The organism is Mesorhizobium sp. M0045, assembly GCF_040323385.1.
GTDB lineage: Bacteria > Pseudomonadota > Alphaproteobacteria > Rhizobiales > Rhizobiaceae > Mesorhizobium.
Genome location: NZ_JAMYUY010000009.1, coordinates 206,433 through 223,453, shown reverse-complemented (window position 1 = coordinate 223,453; position 17,021 = coordinate 206,433). Strand labels below are relative to the sequence as shown.

Below are 17,021 nucleotides of genomic sequence, written 5' to 3'. Positions count from 1 at the left end.
CCAATCATTCGACAGTGGTGGAAGCGGGCGCCTGGTCGGCGATGTGCGGCAGGACCTGCACCGCGGTGCCGATCGGGCAGCGCTGGTAGAGGTCGATGATGTCTTCCGGGAACATGCGGATGCAGCCGCTGGAAGCGTCGGTGCCGATGCTCCATGGCTCAAGCGTGCCATGCAGGCGGTAGCCGGTGTCAGCGCCGTCGCGGTGCAGATAGAGCGCGCGCGGCCCGAGCGGATTGTTGGACGCGCCGCCTGCGATCATGGGCGGTAGTTCCGGCCTGCGCTTACGCATTTCGGGGGGCGGGACCCAATCCGGCCACAGCGCGCGGCGGTCGATCGTCGCGCGGCCGTACCATTTGAAGCCGTCCTTACCGACGCCGACGCCGTAGCGGATGGCGGTCTTGTTTTCCATGATGACGTAGAGGAAATGGTGGCGGGTATCGACCACGACGGTGCCGACCGGCTCGCTGCTGAAATACTTGACGATCTGGCGATGCCATCTCTTGTCGATCTTGGCGAAGTTGGTCTTGCGATAGACAAAATTGTTGTCGCTGGCGGTACCCGCGAAAAAGGATTTTGCCGCCGCGGCTTGAGCAATATTGCTGGTTGCACCCACCGCGACCAGCGCCAGGCCGCCGAGCACGACACCCCTGCGTGACAAAACCATCGGCAATATCCCCCATGCCAAAAGCCTAGCTCAACCATAGTTGAGAATTACTTCGCCTCAAAGTGGAAAATGCCGCGTTGCTGCAGTCCGCCGGAAGCGGACTGGCGGGAGGTGAATAGCTGCCATTCCAGCACTCCGCTGTACGCGCCCGCCGGTGCCGCAACGAAGCTGCGCCCAGTTAGCGTTGAGCACGAATGTGCATGACGGAGACGAGCCAAATCCCGTCGTCGACTTTGGTGATTCCGAGCCTCTGGCCGGCGAGCGTTGCGCTCGAAGCAGAGCGGTCGCTCTATTCTGCCAGCCTCCTGCATAGCCGCATTCCATCGCGATCGACTGCATCGCTCTCAGAAGGCGCTCGGCGGCGGAAACGGCTAAAACGCCTGCTTTTTCGTCGGCAGCTCAGCCGCTTTCCGTCGAAGGGTGAACCCGTTGCCTAGTCCGAAATGGTTACTTGCGCTACAGCTAATGTAGTCACATTCTTGGGCAGTCGGAAGCCGTATGGATCGGCCAGGCGCGAGTATCGTCTTCGCCTGCGTTTCAAGGCAGTCGACCACACGTTTGCGGTGCTCTAAGGGAGAAATCAATGAGATTGGCGATTATTTGTGCGGCAATGGTGATTGCCGTATCCACCGTCGCCGTTGCGCACGAGAAAAAGAGGGTGGTCAACACAGCGTCGGCCTGCGCCGACCTGTCGCGCAGCACGATCAAGAAAACCAGGGAAACAAAGCTGGATCGCAGTTCAACCGGAACTGTCTCCAGCGGGATTTCGAAAGGCAAATCGGAGCCGCGCCTGGGCTATGAAATGGTTAATCCTGCAATCATATCGATCTATTAGCTGCGGAAAAGCAGGCAAGTCTATCGACGTGCAGGCTACGCAGGCTTGATCCTGCGGGACAGAAGTTGCCACTGCCTGCGCTCAATGTTTGATGCGGTCGCGCAGTGCGTACCAAAGCATGCCGAGCACGTGGAGCGGGCCGCTCAGCGCCGTGCCGCCAGGGAACGGCAGCGTCGACAGGATCACCCCTTGCCCGAATAGCCATGCGCAAAATAGACCTCGCCGTAGCGACCGACATGCGGCAGACGCGGTGTCGTCACCTGGCATTTGCATCGAGTCGCAGCCGACTGAAAGTCATATCGGGCGTGGCGCTGTAGCCGAAGGCTGAGGTTGGACTCAGAAAGGCACCTGCGCTCAACGGCCATTCGCCCGGCGGACCCGCCAGATGACATTACCGACGTCATCGGCGACGAGCAGTGCGCCAGTCTGATCGATAGCTACGCCGACCGGACGGCCCATCGCCTCGCCATTACGCCCGATGAAGCCAGTGAGCACATCTGTCGGAGGACCGCTCGGTTTGCCACCACGGAACGGCACGAAGATCACCTCATAGCCGCTATGCACGCTTCTGTTCCAAGAGCCGTGCTGGCCGACGAAGGCGCCGTTGCCGTAGGCCGGACCGAGCCGGGCGCCTTTGGAGAAGGTCAGTCCCAGCGAGGCGGTATGAGAGCCCAGTGCGTAGTCGGGCTTGACCGCCGTCGCCACGAGATCGGGGCGCTGCGGCTTGGCGCGTTCGTCGACGTTCTGTCCGTAGTAGCTGTAGGGCCAGCCATAGAAGGCGCCGTCACGAACCGAGGTCATGTAATCCGGCACGAGGTCGTCGCCGATCTCGTCACGCTCGTTCACGGCGACCCAAAGCTCGCCAGTTTCAGGATTCCAGGAGAGCCCGTTCGGGTTGCGCAGGCCCAAGGCGAAGACCCGAGTACGACGGCTCGACCGATCCACTTCAAGGACAGCCGCGCGGTTCTTCTCCGCGGCTATGCCGTTTTCTCCAACGTTGCTGTTGGAACCAACGGTGACATAGAGCTTGCGTCCATCGGGACTTGCGATCACGTCCTTGGTCCAATGATGGTTGAGGTCCCCGGCCGGCAAGTCGATGATCTTTTCCGGCGACGTGCCGGCTCGGGTCTGGCCGTTGGAGTAGGGGAAAGCGACGAGCGCGTCGGTATTCGCGACAAAGAGCTTGCCTTTGGACAGCGTCATGCCGAAGGGCGAATTGAGGCCTCCCGCGAACGTCGTGCGCACATCCGCAATGCCATCGCCATCTGTGTCGCGCAGGAGCGTGATGCGGTTAGCACTTTTGGTCGCGGCGCCGGCCCGCTTCATAGCCAGGTCCATGAAGACCTTTCTGAGACTAAAGCCTTCGTCATGCTTGGCAGGGGCATTGGTCTCAGCAACCAGCACGTCGCCGTTCGGAAGCACATGCAGCCAGCGCGGATGGTCGAGGCCGGTGGCGAAGGCGTTCACTGTCAGCCCCTTCGCCGGGGTCGGCATACCTTCTTTCTGCCAGCCTTTCGCCTCGGCGATGTTAACAGTCGGGATCAGCGTCGGTCTTGGTTTCGGTAAGGTGGGGTTGGGGCCATAGCCGGTTATTGCCCCGGTTTTTTGCGCCGGCCCGGTTTTTTGCGCCGGAATACCGACGCAGCTCGCCATGACGGCTCCCAATACCGCCACGAGTACGCTTCCTCGGAAGCCGGCATGCATCGGACGTCCTCCGCATGGATCTGTGTCGCGCTCTTTGTGCAAACGGAAGTCAGTGGCTTATTCTTCCAATTGCTTCGAAACAGCGGCGCGTGATCCGAGGGCCAGGAATTCGCGACAGATCTGCTCTCGGTAGAAATATGGCGCGAGGAGATTGTGGCAACCGCCCGAATATCTGTCGCGCGATATGAATCTCACATTCGTATCGCGCGAAATCGATACGGCTTGCGCTTTTCGGTATCGAGTTGCTCATGGGCCAACATGCGTTGGAATGGAACGAGACCGTGAACGGCGGGACCCACAATGACCCACCGATTGCACTGGCTGGTGAAACAGCTGTTGTCGCTGCTTAGCAAGGCGCTGCAAATCTGCTAAAGTCTGCGATGGGAGGAGACGGATATCCAATCGCTGCCGATAGCACATCCAAGTGTAGCGAAGGCGACACCCGGCGCATCACTTCCGCTCGCCTATTCCCTCGCGACGCTCTGCTGGCTCCTGTCGGCCGGCGTCTATATCGCCGCCAAGTGGGTTGCCCCCGAGATGCCGCCCTGGGCGCTCTGCTTCTGGCGGCTGACGCTTGCCTGCGCGATCCTGCTGCCTATCGTCCATCGTCATCACGGGGCGATGCTCGTGCTGATCCATTCCCGGGTGATCGAGGTGCTGGTCATCGGCGCCATCGGGCTGACCTTGTGTCAGGGCATGATCTACACGGGCCTCAACTACACCAACGCGACAACCGCCGGCATCATCATGGCGCTGTCGCCGATCATGACGATGGTGCTTGCCCGCTTCGTGCTCGGCGAGCCCCTCGGTGTCTGGAAAGCGCTTGGAGCGCTGGTCGCTCTGGCCGGGATGGTGGTGATCGTGGCGCGCGGCGACCTTGCCGCGCTGATGCAGCTGCAATTCAATCCCGGCGAGTTGTGGATCGTCGGCAGCGCCTTTTGCTGGGGCCTTTACACCGTGCTGCTGCGTCGCGCCAAATTCGCTATCGAGCTTCTGCCGATGGTGGTCCTGCTGCTGGGAGCCGGCGCGCTGGCCGCACTGCCCCTTTATCTCTGGGAACTGTTTTCCGGGGATCGTTCGGCGCTGCATGCGAACGGCCTGCTGGCCCTCGCCTATGTTGCTGGCCCGGGCGGCGCCCTGATGTACTATCTCTACAACCGTAGCGTCGAGACGCTTGGCGCCGGGCGCGCCAGCATGCTGCTCTATCTGCAGACCGCCTTCGTCGCCGTTCTCGCTTATCTGTTCCTCGGCGAAAGCTTGCACGACTACGATCTCGCCGGCGCCGCCCTCATCATCGCCGGCCTGCTGCTCGCCACCGCGATCAAGCCGAGGCAGCGCACGGTGCGTGTCGCGTAGTGAACCTCAGCACCGCCGCTTCGGCCAGCAACTCGTAAGTCTTTGACAGTCCTTTCGGCCGGTGCAGCCCATGACATTGAAGGCGGCGCGTGTTGGATCGCCATAACATCTTCTCTGCGGGAATACCGCGCCATGGCCGCGTCGAGCGGTGATCAATGCCGTTCAGCCATCATGCCAAAGGGAGACGGCTCTCGTGCCCGCCCATCCTCGAGCTCGAGCATCGAATCGAAATACGTCTTCCAGCGCGTATCGTGGGTCACAACGCAGATCGCGACATTGCGGCTGTCCGCCAGATGCCTGAAAACCTTCATCACCATCTCCGCCCGTGTACCATCCAGTGCGGCGGTAGGTTCGTCGGCTAGAATAACGGTGGGATCGTTTGCCAAGGCCCTGGCGATTGAAACGCGCTGCTGTTCGCCGCCGGAAAGTTGGGAAGGATAATTGGAGCCGCGATGTTCGATGCCCAACGCGGCGAGAAGCCGGCTGGCTCGCGCCTGCGCCTGCTGGCGACCGACATCATTGACCTGCATGGCGATGGCAATGTTTTCGGCGGCCGTGAGAAAGGGGATCAGGTTCGCTTTCTGGAACACAAACCCAAGATGGGTCCGCCTGAAGGCCCGTAGCTCGTTGAGCTTCGCACCGGGACGCGAAATCACCTTGCCGTCGAACAGGACCTCTCCCGTTGTCGGTGTCTCCAGCAGACCGGCGATCATCAGCAGCGTCGTCTTGCCGGAGCCGCTGGGCCCGACGATACCGGTAACACTGCCGGGGCTCAAGGTCAGCGAACCTGCCGCCAACGCGGTGACCGGCGAGCCGCCGCTCTCGTAGACCTTGCTGGCGTTCCGAACCTCCAGCGTGGCGAGGCGGCGCTTCGACATCAGGCCAACACTTCCTGTGCACGGACCGCGAGCGCGCGACGAATCGCAAACCAGCTGGCCGCAAGGCTGAGTGCCATCAGCACGAACGACAACACGCCAAGATCGGATTCGGTCATCAGCACAGTTCTCGGAAATCTCGGATAGATCGTAAACGAGATGGCTATGGCCAGAACGAGGCTGCAAAAGCCGATCAACCCCGCCTGCTGCGCAATCATGCCGATGATCACCCGGTCACGGGCGCCGATCAGCTTCAGAAGTGCTATCTGCGCGACCTTCTCGATTGTCATCGTATAGATGGTCAGTGCTATGACGGCGCAGCAGATCAGCAGCGTCATCGTCGTGAAAGCCAGGATCTGGACGCGGAGCTTGCCGAGGCGGCCGTCCAGTAGAAGCGTTTCCTGGTCCTGCTGCGTGAGGACCTCGACGTCGCCCCAGCGTTTGATCGAGTCACGCACGACCTCCTTGTCAGCGCCCGGGAGAGTTTCGACGATGACCGCAGCGACACTTCCGGTCTCGTCGCCGAGACCCATGCGCGTCTTGCCCTTGGCCGCACGGTTGAGGAGGATCGCCTCGCTGGGCAGCAGTCGGTTGATGACCTGCGCGTCCGGGATGGTGACGAACAACAATCCGTCGCCACCCATGTCGACCTGCCCGGCTGACACGCCGACAATCGTATAGCTATCTCGTCCAAGCCGGATCTCGTCACCCACAACCAGGCCTAAAGTCTTGTCGGCTATGGCCTCGTAGCGATTTGATTGGAAGTACCGGCCGGCGATCAACGGTATCCAGCTGCCACTGTCGCTTGGATAGTCCACACCAGTGACGGACATTCGCAGCGGAAGCCCGTCAATTTCGAACTGCTGGTTGTATTGGATGAACCGCCGCGTTGCCGCCACACCGGCCACACCGGCCACGCGGCGATCGAGATTGGCCGGTACGGCGGAGGATTCGGCGAACGGTCCGGACTTTCCCCCTTCGACGACCCAGAGGTCGGCACCAATGCCGTCGATCACGATCAAGGCTTCGTAGACGATGCCGCGATACATGCCCAGCATGCCGATCGTCGCCGCCATCAGCAGGCCGACGCCGAAAACGGTCAGGATGAACCTCAGCAGGTTATGCCTGATATCTTTGACCGCGAGATTCACCTGCTCAATGCCTGGAGGTTAACCGCTTGGTACTGGAAGCGGCCTGTCGGACTGAGCACGACATCGCCGACCTTTAGGCCGCGCGTGATCTCGATATCGGTGCCGCTGGAGTAGCCCAGCGAAACAGGAGCCCAATAGGCCCGCCCGTCATGTGCAATCCAAAGACCCACCCGTCCCTGGTTTCTCGCCAGGAACCGCTGTGGCACCGCAATGCCCGGTGACGGCGATTCCGCTTGGATGGTGACGCTTGCACGCTGACCCACAGCCCAGTTCGCCGGCACCTCGCGCAATTTAAGATCGACCGTGAACTCGCGCGTCTCTTGATCGACCTGCCGGCCGATCCGCGCAATGGAAGCAGCGTAGGGCCGTTGCGGATCCGATGAGAAGGTGACTTTGGCTACTTGCCCCGGCCGAAGCGACCCCATCGCGGATTCGTCGAAGCGTGCCATGACCAGCAATGACGTCGGGTCGACGATCTGCATCAGTTCGACGCCCGGAGAAAGCAGGTCTCCCACCGTGCGGCTGCGGGAAACCACCACCCCATTGACAGGCGAGCGTATCGAGGTTTCGCCGAAACGGCTCCGTATCTGCTCGACCTCGGCGGAGGCGGCCGCGGCCTGGGCCTTTGCGCGCTCGATGCTAGCGGTCGCTCGCGCCAATGCGGCCTCGGCTTGCTTCTGGGTGCCTTCGAAGAGGTCGAACTCGGCCTGAGAAATCGATTTGCTGGCGAGCAGGCTCTTCCTGCGATCCAGATCTGCCTTTGCAGTACGGGCGGCGATAACCAGCCGGTCACGCTCCAATTCGGCCTCGCGCACGCTCTCCGCAGCGGCCCGGTCGTTGGCGACCGCTGCGGCAAGCTGATACTCGATTTCAGTCGCGTTTAGCGTGGCGAGGATATCGCCGGTCTTTACCTCGTCATTCCGGTCGACGCGAACGTCGGCCAGGAATGCCTGGATCCTTGCCGTCACGACGACCTGGTTGGTTGCACCAAGGAGGCCGGGTCCGGCGATTTCACGCGCGATCAGCCTTCGCTGGGCGACATAGGACTCCACCTGAGCAGGCCAGATATACCAACCAGAAAAAAGCCCGACTGCCGCCAGAACGGCAAACAAGATTAAGATGAAGCGAATCACGTGCCTTTTACCTGCACCGGCTTCCACCGGCCCCGCTGACCCTGAATCGACGCATCACTATATCGCCGCCTGCTCGGCTGCATCGACCGCCGGTTGCCCAGCCAACAGCCGTTCGATGACTTCCCTCAGGATATCTTCTGCTTCTGCACGGTCATAGCCCAATTGGTCGAATATCAAGGTCAGACCAAGACCGTTCGCGGTCGGAAAGGTACGCAGATCCATCTCGCTGGTACGTGGTTTTTCTCGTCGCATGTCAGGCAGGGGCGTCACTTTGAACATGCCGAGATCAAGTTCGCCACTGGCATGGGCCCTTTGAAGCGGGGCCGACTGTGTGGCGCGTGTCCATCTGTCGACTGTTTGGGTGCCGGCGACGAAGAGGGAGGTATAGGAGCCCTTGGCCACGACTTCGTCATGCACGTCTCCGAAGTAGTTCGAATCCATGAAGGGCGCGAACTGGATAGCCTCTTCGATCCCTTCTCCGAGCGAACCGGCTAGCGCTTCGATTGTCTCGAACCGCGACAGCCGCGCACGCACGGGGACGTCCGAGGCGACGAAATTGACATAGTTCTCCAGCCGCCGGTCGTGGCGCAAGGCTGCTGGAACCTGCATCACTATATCGTCCACGCCGCCGCGCGCCCCGATGGTCTGCGCAAAGGCCGCGATGATCATGGCCGTTTCCGTCGTGCCGGCTGCCCTGGCACGCTTGCGCAGCGCATCCTGCTGGTCGCTGGCTATCGAGAGCGTCACGTCCTCGCTAAGGCTGCAATCGATCAGGTTGACATTCGTCCGCCGGCCTTTCGCCTTGCGCCCGAGATTGGGAATTTGCGGCAAGGGCTCGGCGAATACCTTGCGCAGGAATGCGTCTCGCCGTTCGAACGAACCGGGTTTTCCGACATGGTCGAAATCCCGGATGAATCGGTCGATACTCATTTCCACCGGATCAAGAGGCAGGCCGAGATAAGCCTTGACTGTTTCCTCGACGATGAGGCCGAGGGAATAGCCGTCAATAACGAGATGATGTGCCTTGGCGACGATAAGGTCGCTCTCGGAGCCGAACCGGATGACGGTGACCCGGAACATCGGCGCCTGGATATCTATGCCTTCCTGCGCGAGTTCGGTTGCGCGCTCTAACGCTTCGGATTCGTCGGCGACTTGCTCGACCCTGAAGAAATCGGTCGGGGTCCTTTCCAGATACGCGCCGTATCTAGCCCCCTTGCGGAAGAACCGGGTACGCATCACCTCGTGTCGCGCCATGACCGTTTCGATCGCCCGTCTGAGACGATCGGCGTCCATTTGCGGCCGGATCTTGAACTCCTTGCTTACAATGAATGCGGCACGCGCATGCGAAGTCGCGTCTGGATGTTCCTGGAAACGCAGTAATCCCAATTGCGTGCTAGTTACTGCTATCTCTCTTTCGACGTTGGGCACGCCGTTGAGCGGTGAGCGCTCGACATCCTGGCCTCCACTCGGCTGACCAGACCACTCGCGCAGACTCCAGCCCATTGCGATGGGCACCAGGCGGCCTGACGTTTCGAGCTCGGAGGAAAGCTCGTCGAGAAACTGATCGAGTAGCAACCGCGCTGCTGCTTCTTCGACGACGTCGAGATCCACGGTCAGCCGGCAGACAACGCCGGCTTCGCTGGTCGCTGCGGACAATTGTATCTCGTGCGCGGATGCGGGGATCGCATAGAGAGGATGGTCCAAGGCGGCGAGCGCCGTAACTTGACTACGGTCGAGAAAAGCGAAGCCGAATTGGCGCAGCGAAACATGGCGAATGCGCAGATCTTCTTCGAGCGCCAGTTCCAGAGACGACGTATCCATTGACCGATGCGCGTGGCCGTTTGCGTCGGCACGCTCGACCTTCCTCAGCAGATCGTAACCGAGTTCATTCATGGCTCGCAGGACAATCGGATAGGACCCATCCAAGGGGCCTATCAATCCGCTTGGTGCTCCCTGCCCGCGCTCGCTATACCAGCGGTCGACGACGATTGATTGGAGCGAGAGGCGGCTTGCCAAGGCCTTGGCATAGGCGGCCAGAAAGCGCGCGGCCGTCAACTCCGATCCCGATGCGAATGCTGCTGCTGGAAGCGTGATCTCCAGCAACCCGACACGGCCCCTGTTGGTTCCCATACCGACGGGAGACGCGGCACGACTGCGGCCGGGGATCGGTGCGATCGCAGGCGCGTGGTGAAGTATCTCCTTCCAATAGGCGAGGTCGCGACGATACTCGCTCGATCCGGGCATCGGATGAGCTGTGCGCGCATAGTCGGTAAAACTAGGCCCTGCTTCGACCGCTTCTGCTTCGCCTTGCACAAGCTGCGCAAGCAAAAGATGAACCGACAACGTGTCCGCAGCCGCGCGATGAGCCCGGATTTGTAGCTCGTGACCGCCATCCTGCCGCTGCCACGCGCCGATCCGCCATAGCGGACCAGGCAGCGCCACATCGCCCAAACGACCGCCCGGCGAAAGCACTTCAACAATCGGTTGAGCCTCGAAGCCGATCTCCACGGCGCCGGACGCCGATATCGCACCGGTCATCCGGAGCGCGTCGTGTCGCTCGACCAGTCGCGCCAATCTTGTCGCAAGCGCGGCCAGCGACACGCCAGGCTCAATACTCGTCTCGACCAGGATCTGATTGTCCGCCTTTGCGACCGCCGACGACATCGGCAGTCCATCCAGCATCATCGCATTGACCTGGCGGCCAAGAGGCCGGAAGGCTTCCTGCGCTGCAACGCCATCGGAACTCGCTTGTGCGGCCAGGACCTGCAAGGCGGACGCCTTCAGCTTCGCCTCAAAAGCGGAAGCAACGAGGCGCGACAGTCCCGCGATCGTCGGCGCTTGCAGGAACTTGGCGACAGGGATGTCGACTTCGACCTGAGCCTCGACGCGGTTTTTCAGTTCGAACGATGAGAGGGAGTCGAGACCGAGCTCACTGAGTTTGCGGTCATCCGCCAAGGCGCTTGCCTCGACCTTGAGGACTTTCGCCACTTCGCGCCGGATCATGTCGGCGAGCAGGTCGTCCCACGCCTCGCGCGGCGCGGCTGCAAGCTCGGCCTGAATGCGAGACCGCCCTCCGGTTCTGTCTCCAAGCAGCGACGAAATCCTCGGATTCGTCGCTGCGCCGGGGTTCGTGCGTGCGATCGCAGCCCAGTCGATATTCGCAAAGCCGAGATTCTCCGATCTGGCGCGCACAAGATAGGACAGGGCCGCCGCCGCTTCAGAATCCTGAACCGGCTTGATGCCTACGCTATCGAGATAGTTGGTCATTGCTTCCGACCTGGCAACGAATCCACTGCCGGCGATCATGCCCCAGGCGGTGGACGAGCCGGCCAGGTTGCGACCCCTGCGGTACGTGGCGATTGCGTCCAAAACAGAGTTGGCCGCTGTGTAGTTGGCCTGCCCAGACGAACCGATAACCTGCGCGATCGAAGAGAAATTCACGAAGAAATCCAGCGGGATATCGTGTTCGACAACGGCGACGTGCAAGTTCCACCCGCCGGCTATCTTCGGCCTCAGCACACGGTCGATCTTGCCTGCATCGAGCTGCGAGACGAAAGCGTCCTCGATCACCGCGGCGCCATGCACGATGCCGCGCAAAGGAGCGTCACCCCCAGCATATTCGCCGATCAGCCTGCCGACGGCAGTGGCATCGGTCACGTCCAGAGCGGCGCGAACAATGCGCGTGCCACGTTGCTCCATGATCTCGATAGCCACAGCCGCTTCGGCATCTGGAACACCGCTTCGATTGGCAAGGATGATGGTTCCCGCGCCTTTCTGACTGAGCCACTCGGCGATCGCAACGCCAAATCCCTTGAGCCCACCGGTGACGAGGTAGGAAGCCTGAGCGGAGACGGCGAACTGTGCGCCTAGGTCAAGTTCGATGTCCACGGAAGGTTCGTCGAAAGTGACGATCACCTTGCCGATGTGCAGCGCTCGCGAAAGCATGCGCATGGCTTCCGCCGCGCGCGATGCCGGGAAGCGGGTCGCCTCCAGCGGCTTATAGACGCCGGCGGCAACCTTAGCCTCCACCTCCGCCAGCAATTGTCTGAAGAGGCTCTCCTTCTCGACGGGAAGCGTCGAGAGATCGATGACCGAATAGGCGTTGTTGCGATAAAGCGAGCGAAGCCCGATGGGCTTGTCGTCGGCGAGATCGCGCTTGCCGATTTCGACCATCCGGCCGAAGGGCGCCAGGCACTCCAGGCTCTTGTCGATGCCGTTGCCAGACAGCGCGTTCAGCACCACGTCGACGCCGCGGCCACGCGTCAAGGAACGCACCTCGTCGGCGAAATCGAGAGCGCGCGAGTTCATGACCTCATCCACGCCCCATGTCTTCAGGAAGGCGCGTTTTGTGTCGCTGCCTGCGGTGCCGAAGACTCGAGCCCCCACATCATGCGCGACCTGGATGGCGGCGAGCCCGACACCACCCGAAGCCAGATGGATCAGCGCGGTTTCGTCCTGTGCCAATCGGCCGATATGTTTGAGAGCGTAGTGAGCGGTAAGGAAGGCTGTCGGGAGGGTCGCGGCCTCGATCAGATCAATACCATCGGGTACGCGCATGGCGAGATCCGCCCGGAGCTTGGCGAAGCGTCTGAGGTAGCCCTTGCCCATGCCCATGATGCGATCGCCGTGCTTGAGATTGGTCACCCGTTCGCCGACCCTGCGGACGGTGCCGGCGAACTCCAGCCCGAGATTGCGCCAGTATGCCTCGTCATTCTCCAACTCGTCCGGCAAGATGCTGGTGGCCGCCATGATGTCGCGGAAGTTCAGTCCGACCGCGGCGACCTCGACCATGACCTCGTCTGGCGCCAATTCGGGATCGGCGATTTCGCGTAGTACGATGTTGTCGATGGTGCCAGGCCCCGTCATTGTGACGGCGAAGTTGGAAGAATCCCGCGCGGTCTCCAGCGTCCGCCGCAAGGGCGCCACTTCGTGCAAAGCCAGTTGCTCCAGCCGCGGGACATAGCGTTCGGCGCCGCGCAGGACGAATTCCGTCTCTGCGGTTTCCTCCAGCACGGCACCCGAAATGCTCACCCCCGACTGCAGCGATGTGGGATCCGCATCGATAAGGCGGATGCCCAAACCTTTGAACTCGTTTGCCATTGTGCGAGCAATGCCGATCAAGGCGCTCTCACTCAGGCCTGAAAGGCTCATCGGCTGGTCACCTTGCACAAGCCGGCTGCCGGACGTGACGACAACCAGTTCGGGCCGCTGTTCGGACGAACTGTGCAGCCGGTCGATGACTTTTCCAAGCGTGATCAATTGGTGCACGATAGGCGTGATCCTGGCGAGGAGCTCGTCCCCGCCTGCTTTGTCGTCGAGTTTTTCGGGGGTGGCGGCGCTGAACAGGATGCCACCTGTCCCACCCGATTTGGTCATGAATGCCCGGATCGTGGAGAGCGCTTCATCCGCATCGAGGTTGAGGAACGGCGCGGGGTTTGCGACCTCGACCGTCGCTCCGCGGCTAACCAACTCCGCCAATGTCGCTTCGAGGCGCTGCGTTCCATCACCCACCACCAGCCAGTGGGCGCAACGCAATGAAGGCGCTGCCGGTTTGGCTTCCTGCTTCTCGAAATGCTCCTCGAAAACACTGGATCCCGAGCCGGTACCTTGCTTGGCCCTGCTGCCCCTGACCTTCCCCAACGCCTTTGTCTGAAGGTTGTCGAGAACGATGAGCGGCTGCCCTTCCGGCGAGAACACGCTGAACCGCATCGAGTACGGGTCGGGACCCGGCTGGATGTCGACGATCACCTCGGGCGTCAAAGGAGCGCCCAGCAGGATCTTGCGGGCGCCGGTTGGCAGGCGCAACTGATACTGGGCCTTGTCTTCATTAGCCGGCGGCAGCGGTTCACCTGGAACCCACACGCCGTCTCGATGCGAAGCCAGGCCGATGCCGGCCTGGAGCACCGCGTCCAGCAATCCGGGGAAGGCGAAATACTGCTTCGCCAAGTTGGGATCCTTGCTTGACAGCCTGGCAACCAGGCGGTCGCCGACAATGTCGAGTGCGTTCACCGACTGGAAATAGGGACCGTATTCAAGCCCGTGCCGTTCGGCGAGACGGTAGAATTCCGTCTTTTCGACCAGGTTCGGGCGATCCAGCAGGAGGTCGGCGGGAGCTGGTGCAAGTTCATATTTGTGGCTGAAGCCATAAGCTTCGGCACGCGTCCTCCAGCCATCTTCCGAACCTCGATGGAACGTGGCGATGCGCAGCCTGCTACCGACCGGATCGAACGTCGTCGTAAACAGTACGACGTCGTCCTCCGCGATGGAAAGCGCTTCGTACAGTTTGAAATCACGCAGTTCCACGGACTCAGAGCCGAAATGGTCGCGCAGTGCGGCCCCCATGATTTCGATGTAACCGACGGCCGGGAAGAGGCAATCGCCGCTGACCCGATGGTCAGCCAGGAATTTGAAGCCTCTGAGCGTGATTTCGTTCGTCCAGGACGGCGCCGCAGTGAAGTCGCGCCATCCAAGCAGTGCGTGCCGGGGTGCCTCGAACAGGAAGTTCTTGGTCTCCTCGGATGTATTCAGCAGGCGCTGGTTGTTCCAGGGTAACTTGGGAACGGCCACGTGGCCACTCAACGATTTCGGCCGGTCGAATTCGACGCCGGCAACATGAAGGCTGCCCTCGGCCCGCGCCAGCGTCCAGAAATCGTCAGTTTTGCGATCGAGCGAGTTCACCGCGGCGGCGTCTACCCCGCGCTCCTGCGAGATGCCTCGGATGAGCGGCGTCAGCGTGCGGTGCGGACCTATTTCCAGGAAAGTATTGATGCCGAAATCGAGGGTGAAATCCAAGGCCCTGGTAAAGCTGACGGGTTGGCGCAAATTGGCCCACCAGTAGTCGGCGTCGAACTTCGTCTCGAATATGCCGGTGACGGTCGAGATGATCGGCAGACGGCCTTCTTTCCAGGCGACCGGACCCAGCTCGCCGAGGAACCATTCCTTGCAGTCTTCCAGATGCGCGCTGTGCCATCCGAAATCCATGGTCATCCGGCGGGCCGTCGCATCGGGATAGGCTTCCGCGACCTTGGCCAGTACGCCAAGCACCGCGTCCTCCATGCCGGAAATCGTTTGCGCGATCGGGCCGTTGTAGGCGGCAATGACAACGCTTTCGTCACCGGGCAGCAAAGGTTCGAGTTGATGGACCGTCAGCCCTATCGTGGCCATTGCACCGCGCCGCTCGCTCTTCAGCGGGATGAGGCCGCGTTTGGCAATGATGCGAGCCGCCGTCTCGATATCGATGATACCTGAAACGTAGGTGGCCGCGACCTCGCCGAAGCTGTGGCCGATCAGAAGCTCAGGCCGCACGCCGGCCTTTGTCCAGCGCTCGTAGAGGGATATCTGCGTGGTGAAGATGGATGCCTGGGTAACGTCGGCATCGTTGATGCGGGTCTTCGTCTCGTCCCGCAGCATCTCCTCGACGGTCGACCAGCCGACCATCGGACGCAGCACCTCGTCGAACATCTCGGCGGTTCGGCGAAACGCACGGTCTTCCTTCAACAGGCGGCGCGCCATGGCCCACCACTGGCCGCCCTGGCCCGAGAAGGCGATGGCGAGCCGACGGTTGGATGCCCTCCCGGTGATGATGGTCGGCCCTTCCACGCTTTGCTCGATGGCTCCCTTAGCTAATGCGCGCAGTTGGGCCTGGAGCGCGGCACGCTCCGGCTCGACGATGAGCGCCGCCCGTTGCGCGAAGTTATCGCGCGTGCTGCTCAAATGGGCGGTGATGTCTTCGACCGGGGTCTTCGCAAGGGAGCCCCCCTCCTCCAGCGCATCGGCCAGACGGCCTGCCCACAGTTCCAGTCCGGCCGTGCTGCCGGCCGAGATCGGGACGGCTATCGGATGGCCGGCTATCACGGGCCTTGGCGCACGGTTGGCGTTCGCGGACAACCCCCGCCATCCTTCCACTGCGATGGAGGCATTGGTGCCGCCAAAGCCGAAGGAGTTGACGACGGCCAGGACCGGCCGGCCGTGATGGTCGATCGGCGTCGGCGTCGTTGCTACAGCGATGTTGAGCGCGTCGAACGGAATGCTCGGATTCGGGCGCTCGAAATTCCGGTTCGGCAGCACGATGCCCTTTCCCGCCGTCAGCACCGTCTTGATGAAACCCGCAATACCGGACGCTGATTCGAGGTGGCCGAGATTGGGCTTGAACGATCCGACATAGGCCGGCTTTGACCGTGAATTCACACCGAACACGCGGCCGATGGCAGCCGCCTCGATTGGATCGCCGACCGGCGTGCCTGTCCCATGGGCCTCGACATAGTCGACATCGGCCGGATCGATGGCGGCGCCTTCCACCAGCGCCTCCAGCATCGCTTGCTGTGCTTCCCCGCTCGGCGAGGTCAGGGTGGGCGTATACCCGTCCTGATTGACCATCGAATGACGGATCACGCCATAGATCCGGTCGCCGTCGGCAATTGCCCGCTCAAGAGGCTTCAGCAAAACGAAACCGCAGCCTTCGCCGCGCACGAACCCGTCCGCCCTTTCGTCGAAGGTGTAGATACCGCCGGTCGGCGAAAGCATGTTGGCGCTGGAGAATGCGATAAACGGACCTGGATCGAGCATGCAGTTGACGCCGCCGGCGAGCGCCGTCTCACAGGTGCCGGTGCTCAGGTGGCGCACCGCTTGGTCGATGGCAACGAGCGCCGACGAGCATGCCGTGTCGACGGCGATACTCGGCCCTTTCAGATCGAAACGGTGGGATATTCGGTTGGCCGCGATCGAGAACGCCGAACCGGTGCCGGCAAAAATATCCCCACCACCGACACGTCCGCGGCGCAGGTTCTGCGCGAAATCGTTGGTCGAGATTCCGATGAACACGCCGGTGCGCCCGCGGCGCAGGTCGGCCAATGTGCGTTCGGAATCCTGGACGGCCTCGAAGGCCACTTGCAACGCCAGGCGCTGCTGCGGGTCCATCGTTGTCACCTCGCGGGGCGACATGTCGAAGAAACTCGGGTCGAAGCCGAAAACGTCGCTGGCAAGAAACCCACCCCAGCGCGTCCGCATCTTTCCCCGGGCATCGGGCTCCGGATCATAGAAAGCATCGACATTCCATCGATCCGCCGGGATATCGACGATGCCGCAGTTCTTCTCCAGGAGAAAGTTCCAGTACGAGTCCGCGTCCTGGATTCCTCCAGGAAACCGGCAACCAATTCCGATAACTGCGATTGGCTGTGTTGACTCAATGACCTGCTGAGGGGCATCGCCCCCACGATGAATGTTCATGCCCAGACCCCCGCCTAGTATACACCGTGGGTTGCCCAACCCACGGCGCACTTAAAGTCACGGCGTATTTAAGTGCAT

Annotated in this window: 8 protein-coding genes and 1 pseudogene; 2 read left to right on the top strand and 7 right to left on the bottom strand. The window is 61.7% G+C overall.

Annotation, left to right across the window (positions count from 1 at the left end; translation table 11 throughout):
* Positions 1-4: 4 nt before the first annotated feature.
* The gene (locus tag NKJ72_RS16975; protein WP_254817044.1) at positions 5-664 is read right to left on the bottom strand and encodes a L,D-transpeptidase; all 660 of its coding nucleotides are present in this window, start codon (positions 662-664) and stop codon (positions 5-7) included.
* Between the two features lie 583 nt (positions 665-1,247).
* Here NKJ72_RS16975 and NKJ72_RS16970 point away from each other — a divergent pair.
* Positions 1,248-1,499 carry a hypothetical protein gene (locus NKJ72_RS16970; protein WP_352478384.1) on the top strand — a complete coding sequence of 84 codons (252 nt, stop codon included), beginning with the start codon at positions 1,248-1,250 and terminating at the stop codon, positions 1,497-1,499.
* Between the two features lie 81 nt (positions 1,500-1,580).
* On the opposite strand, the pseudogene NKJ72_RS16965 reads toward NKJ72_RS16970, so the two are convergent.
* Both NKJ72_RS16965 and NKJ72_RS16960 read right to left on the bottom strand, forming a co-directional pair.
* Positions 1,581-1,759, bottom strand: a pseudogene (locus tag NKJ72_RS16965) (FAD-dependent oxidoreductase); the annotation flags it as partial.
* A gap of 94 nt (positions 1,760-1,853) precedes the next feature.
* Positions 1,854-3,203 carry a PQQ-dependent sugar dehydrogenase gene (locus NKJ72_RS16960; RefSeq protein ID WP_352478382.1) on the bottom strand — a complete coding sequence of 450 codons (1,350 nt, stop codon included), beginning with the start codon at positions 3,201-3,203 and terminating at the stop codon, positions 1,854-1,856.
* Between the two features lie 396 nt (positions 3,204-3,599).
* Between NKJ72_RS16960 and NKJ72_RS16955 the strand changes: the two genes are divergently transcribed.
* Positions 3,600-4,559 (top strand): DMT family transporter, encoded by a 960-nt coding sequence (locus NKJ72_RS16955; protein WP_352478438.1) that lies wholly within the window; start codon positions 3,600-3,602, stop codon positions 4,557-4,559.
* A gap of 152 nt (positions 4,560-4,711) precedes the next feature.
* Here NKJ72_RS16955 and NKJ72_RS16950 read toward each other — a convergent pair whose 3' ends face one another.
* Genes NKJ72_RS16950 through NKJ72_RS16935 form a run of 4 tightly spaced genes read right to left on the bottom strand, consistent with a single transcriptional unit; the run spans position 4,712 to position 16,943 of the window.
* Complete coding sequence (locus tag NKJ72_RS16950) at positions 4,712-5,437, bottom strand: ABC transporter ATP-binding protein (RefSeq protein ID WP_352478380.1); 726 nt, start codon at positions 5,435-5,437, stop codon at positions 4,712-4,714.
* Complete coding sequence (locus tag NKJ72_RS16945; protein WP_352478379.1) at positions 5,437-6,585, bottom strand: ABC transporter permease; 1,149 nt, start codon at positions 6,583-6,585, stop codon at positions 5,437-5,439. Before NKJ72_RS16945 ends, NKJ72_RS16950 begins: the two co-directional genes overlap by 1 nt.
* Positions 6,582-7,718, bottom strand: coding sequence for an efflux RND transporter periplasmic adaptor subunit (locus NKJ72_RS16940; protein WP_352478377.1), 1,137 nt, complete (start codon positions 7,716-7,718; stop codon positions 6,582-6,584). The genes NKJ72_RS16945 and NKJ72_RS16940 overlap by 4 nt, the downstream gene beginning before the upstream one ends.
* A 57-nt stretch (positions 7,719-7,775) precedes the next feature.
* Positions 7,776-16,943 carry an SDR family NAD(P)-dependent oxidoreductase gene (locus NKJ72_RS16935; RefSeq protein ID WP_352478375.1) on the bottom strand — a complete coding sequence of 3,056 codons (9,168 nt, stop codon included), beginning with the start codon at positions 16,941-16,943 and terminating at the stop codon, positions 7,776-7,778.
* Positions 16,944-17,021 lie beyond the last annotated feature (78 nt).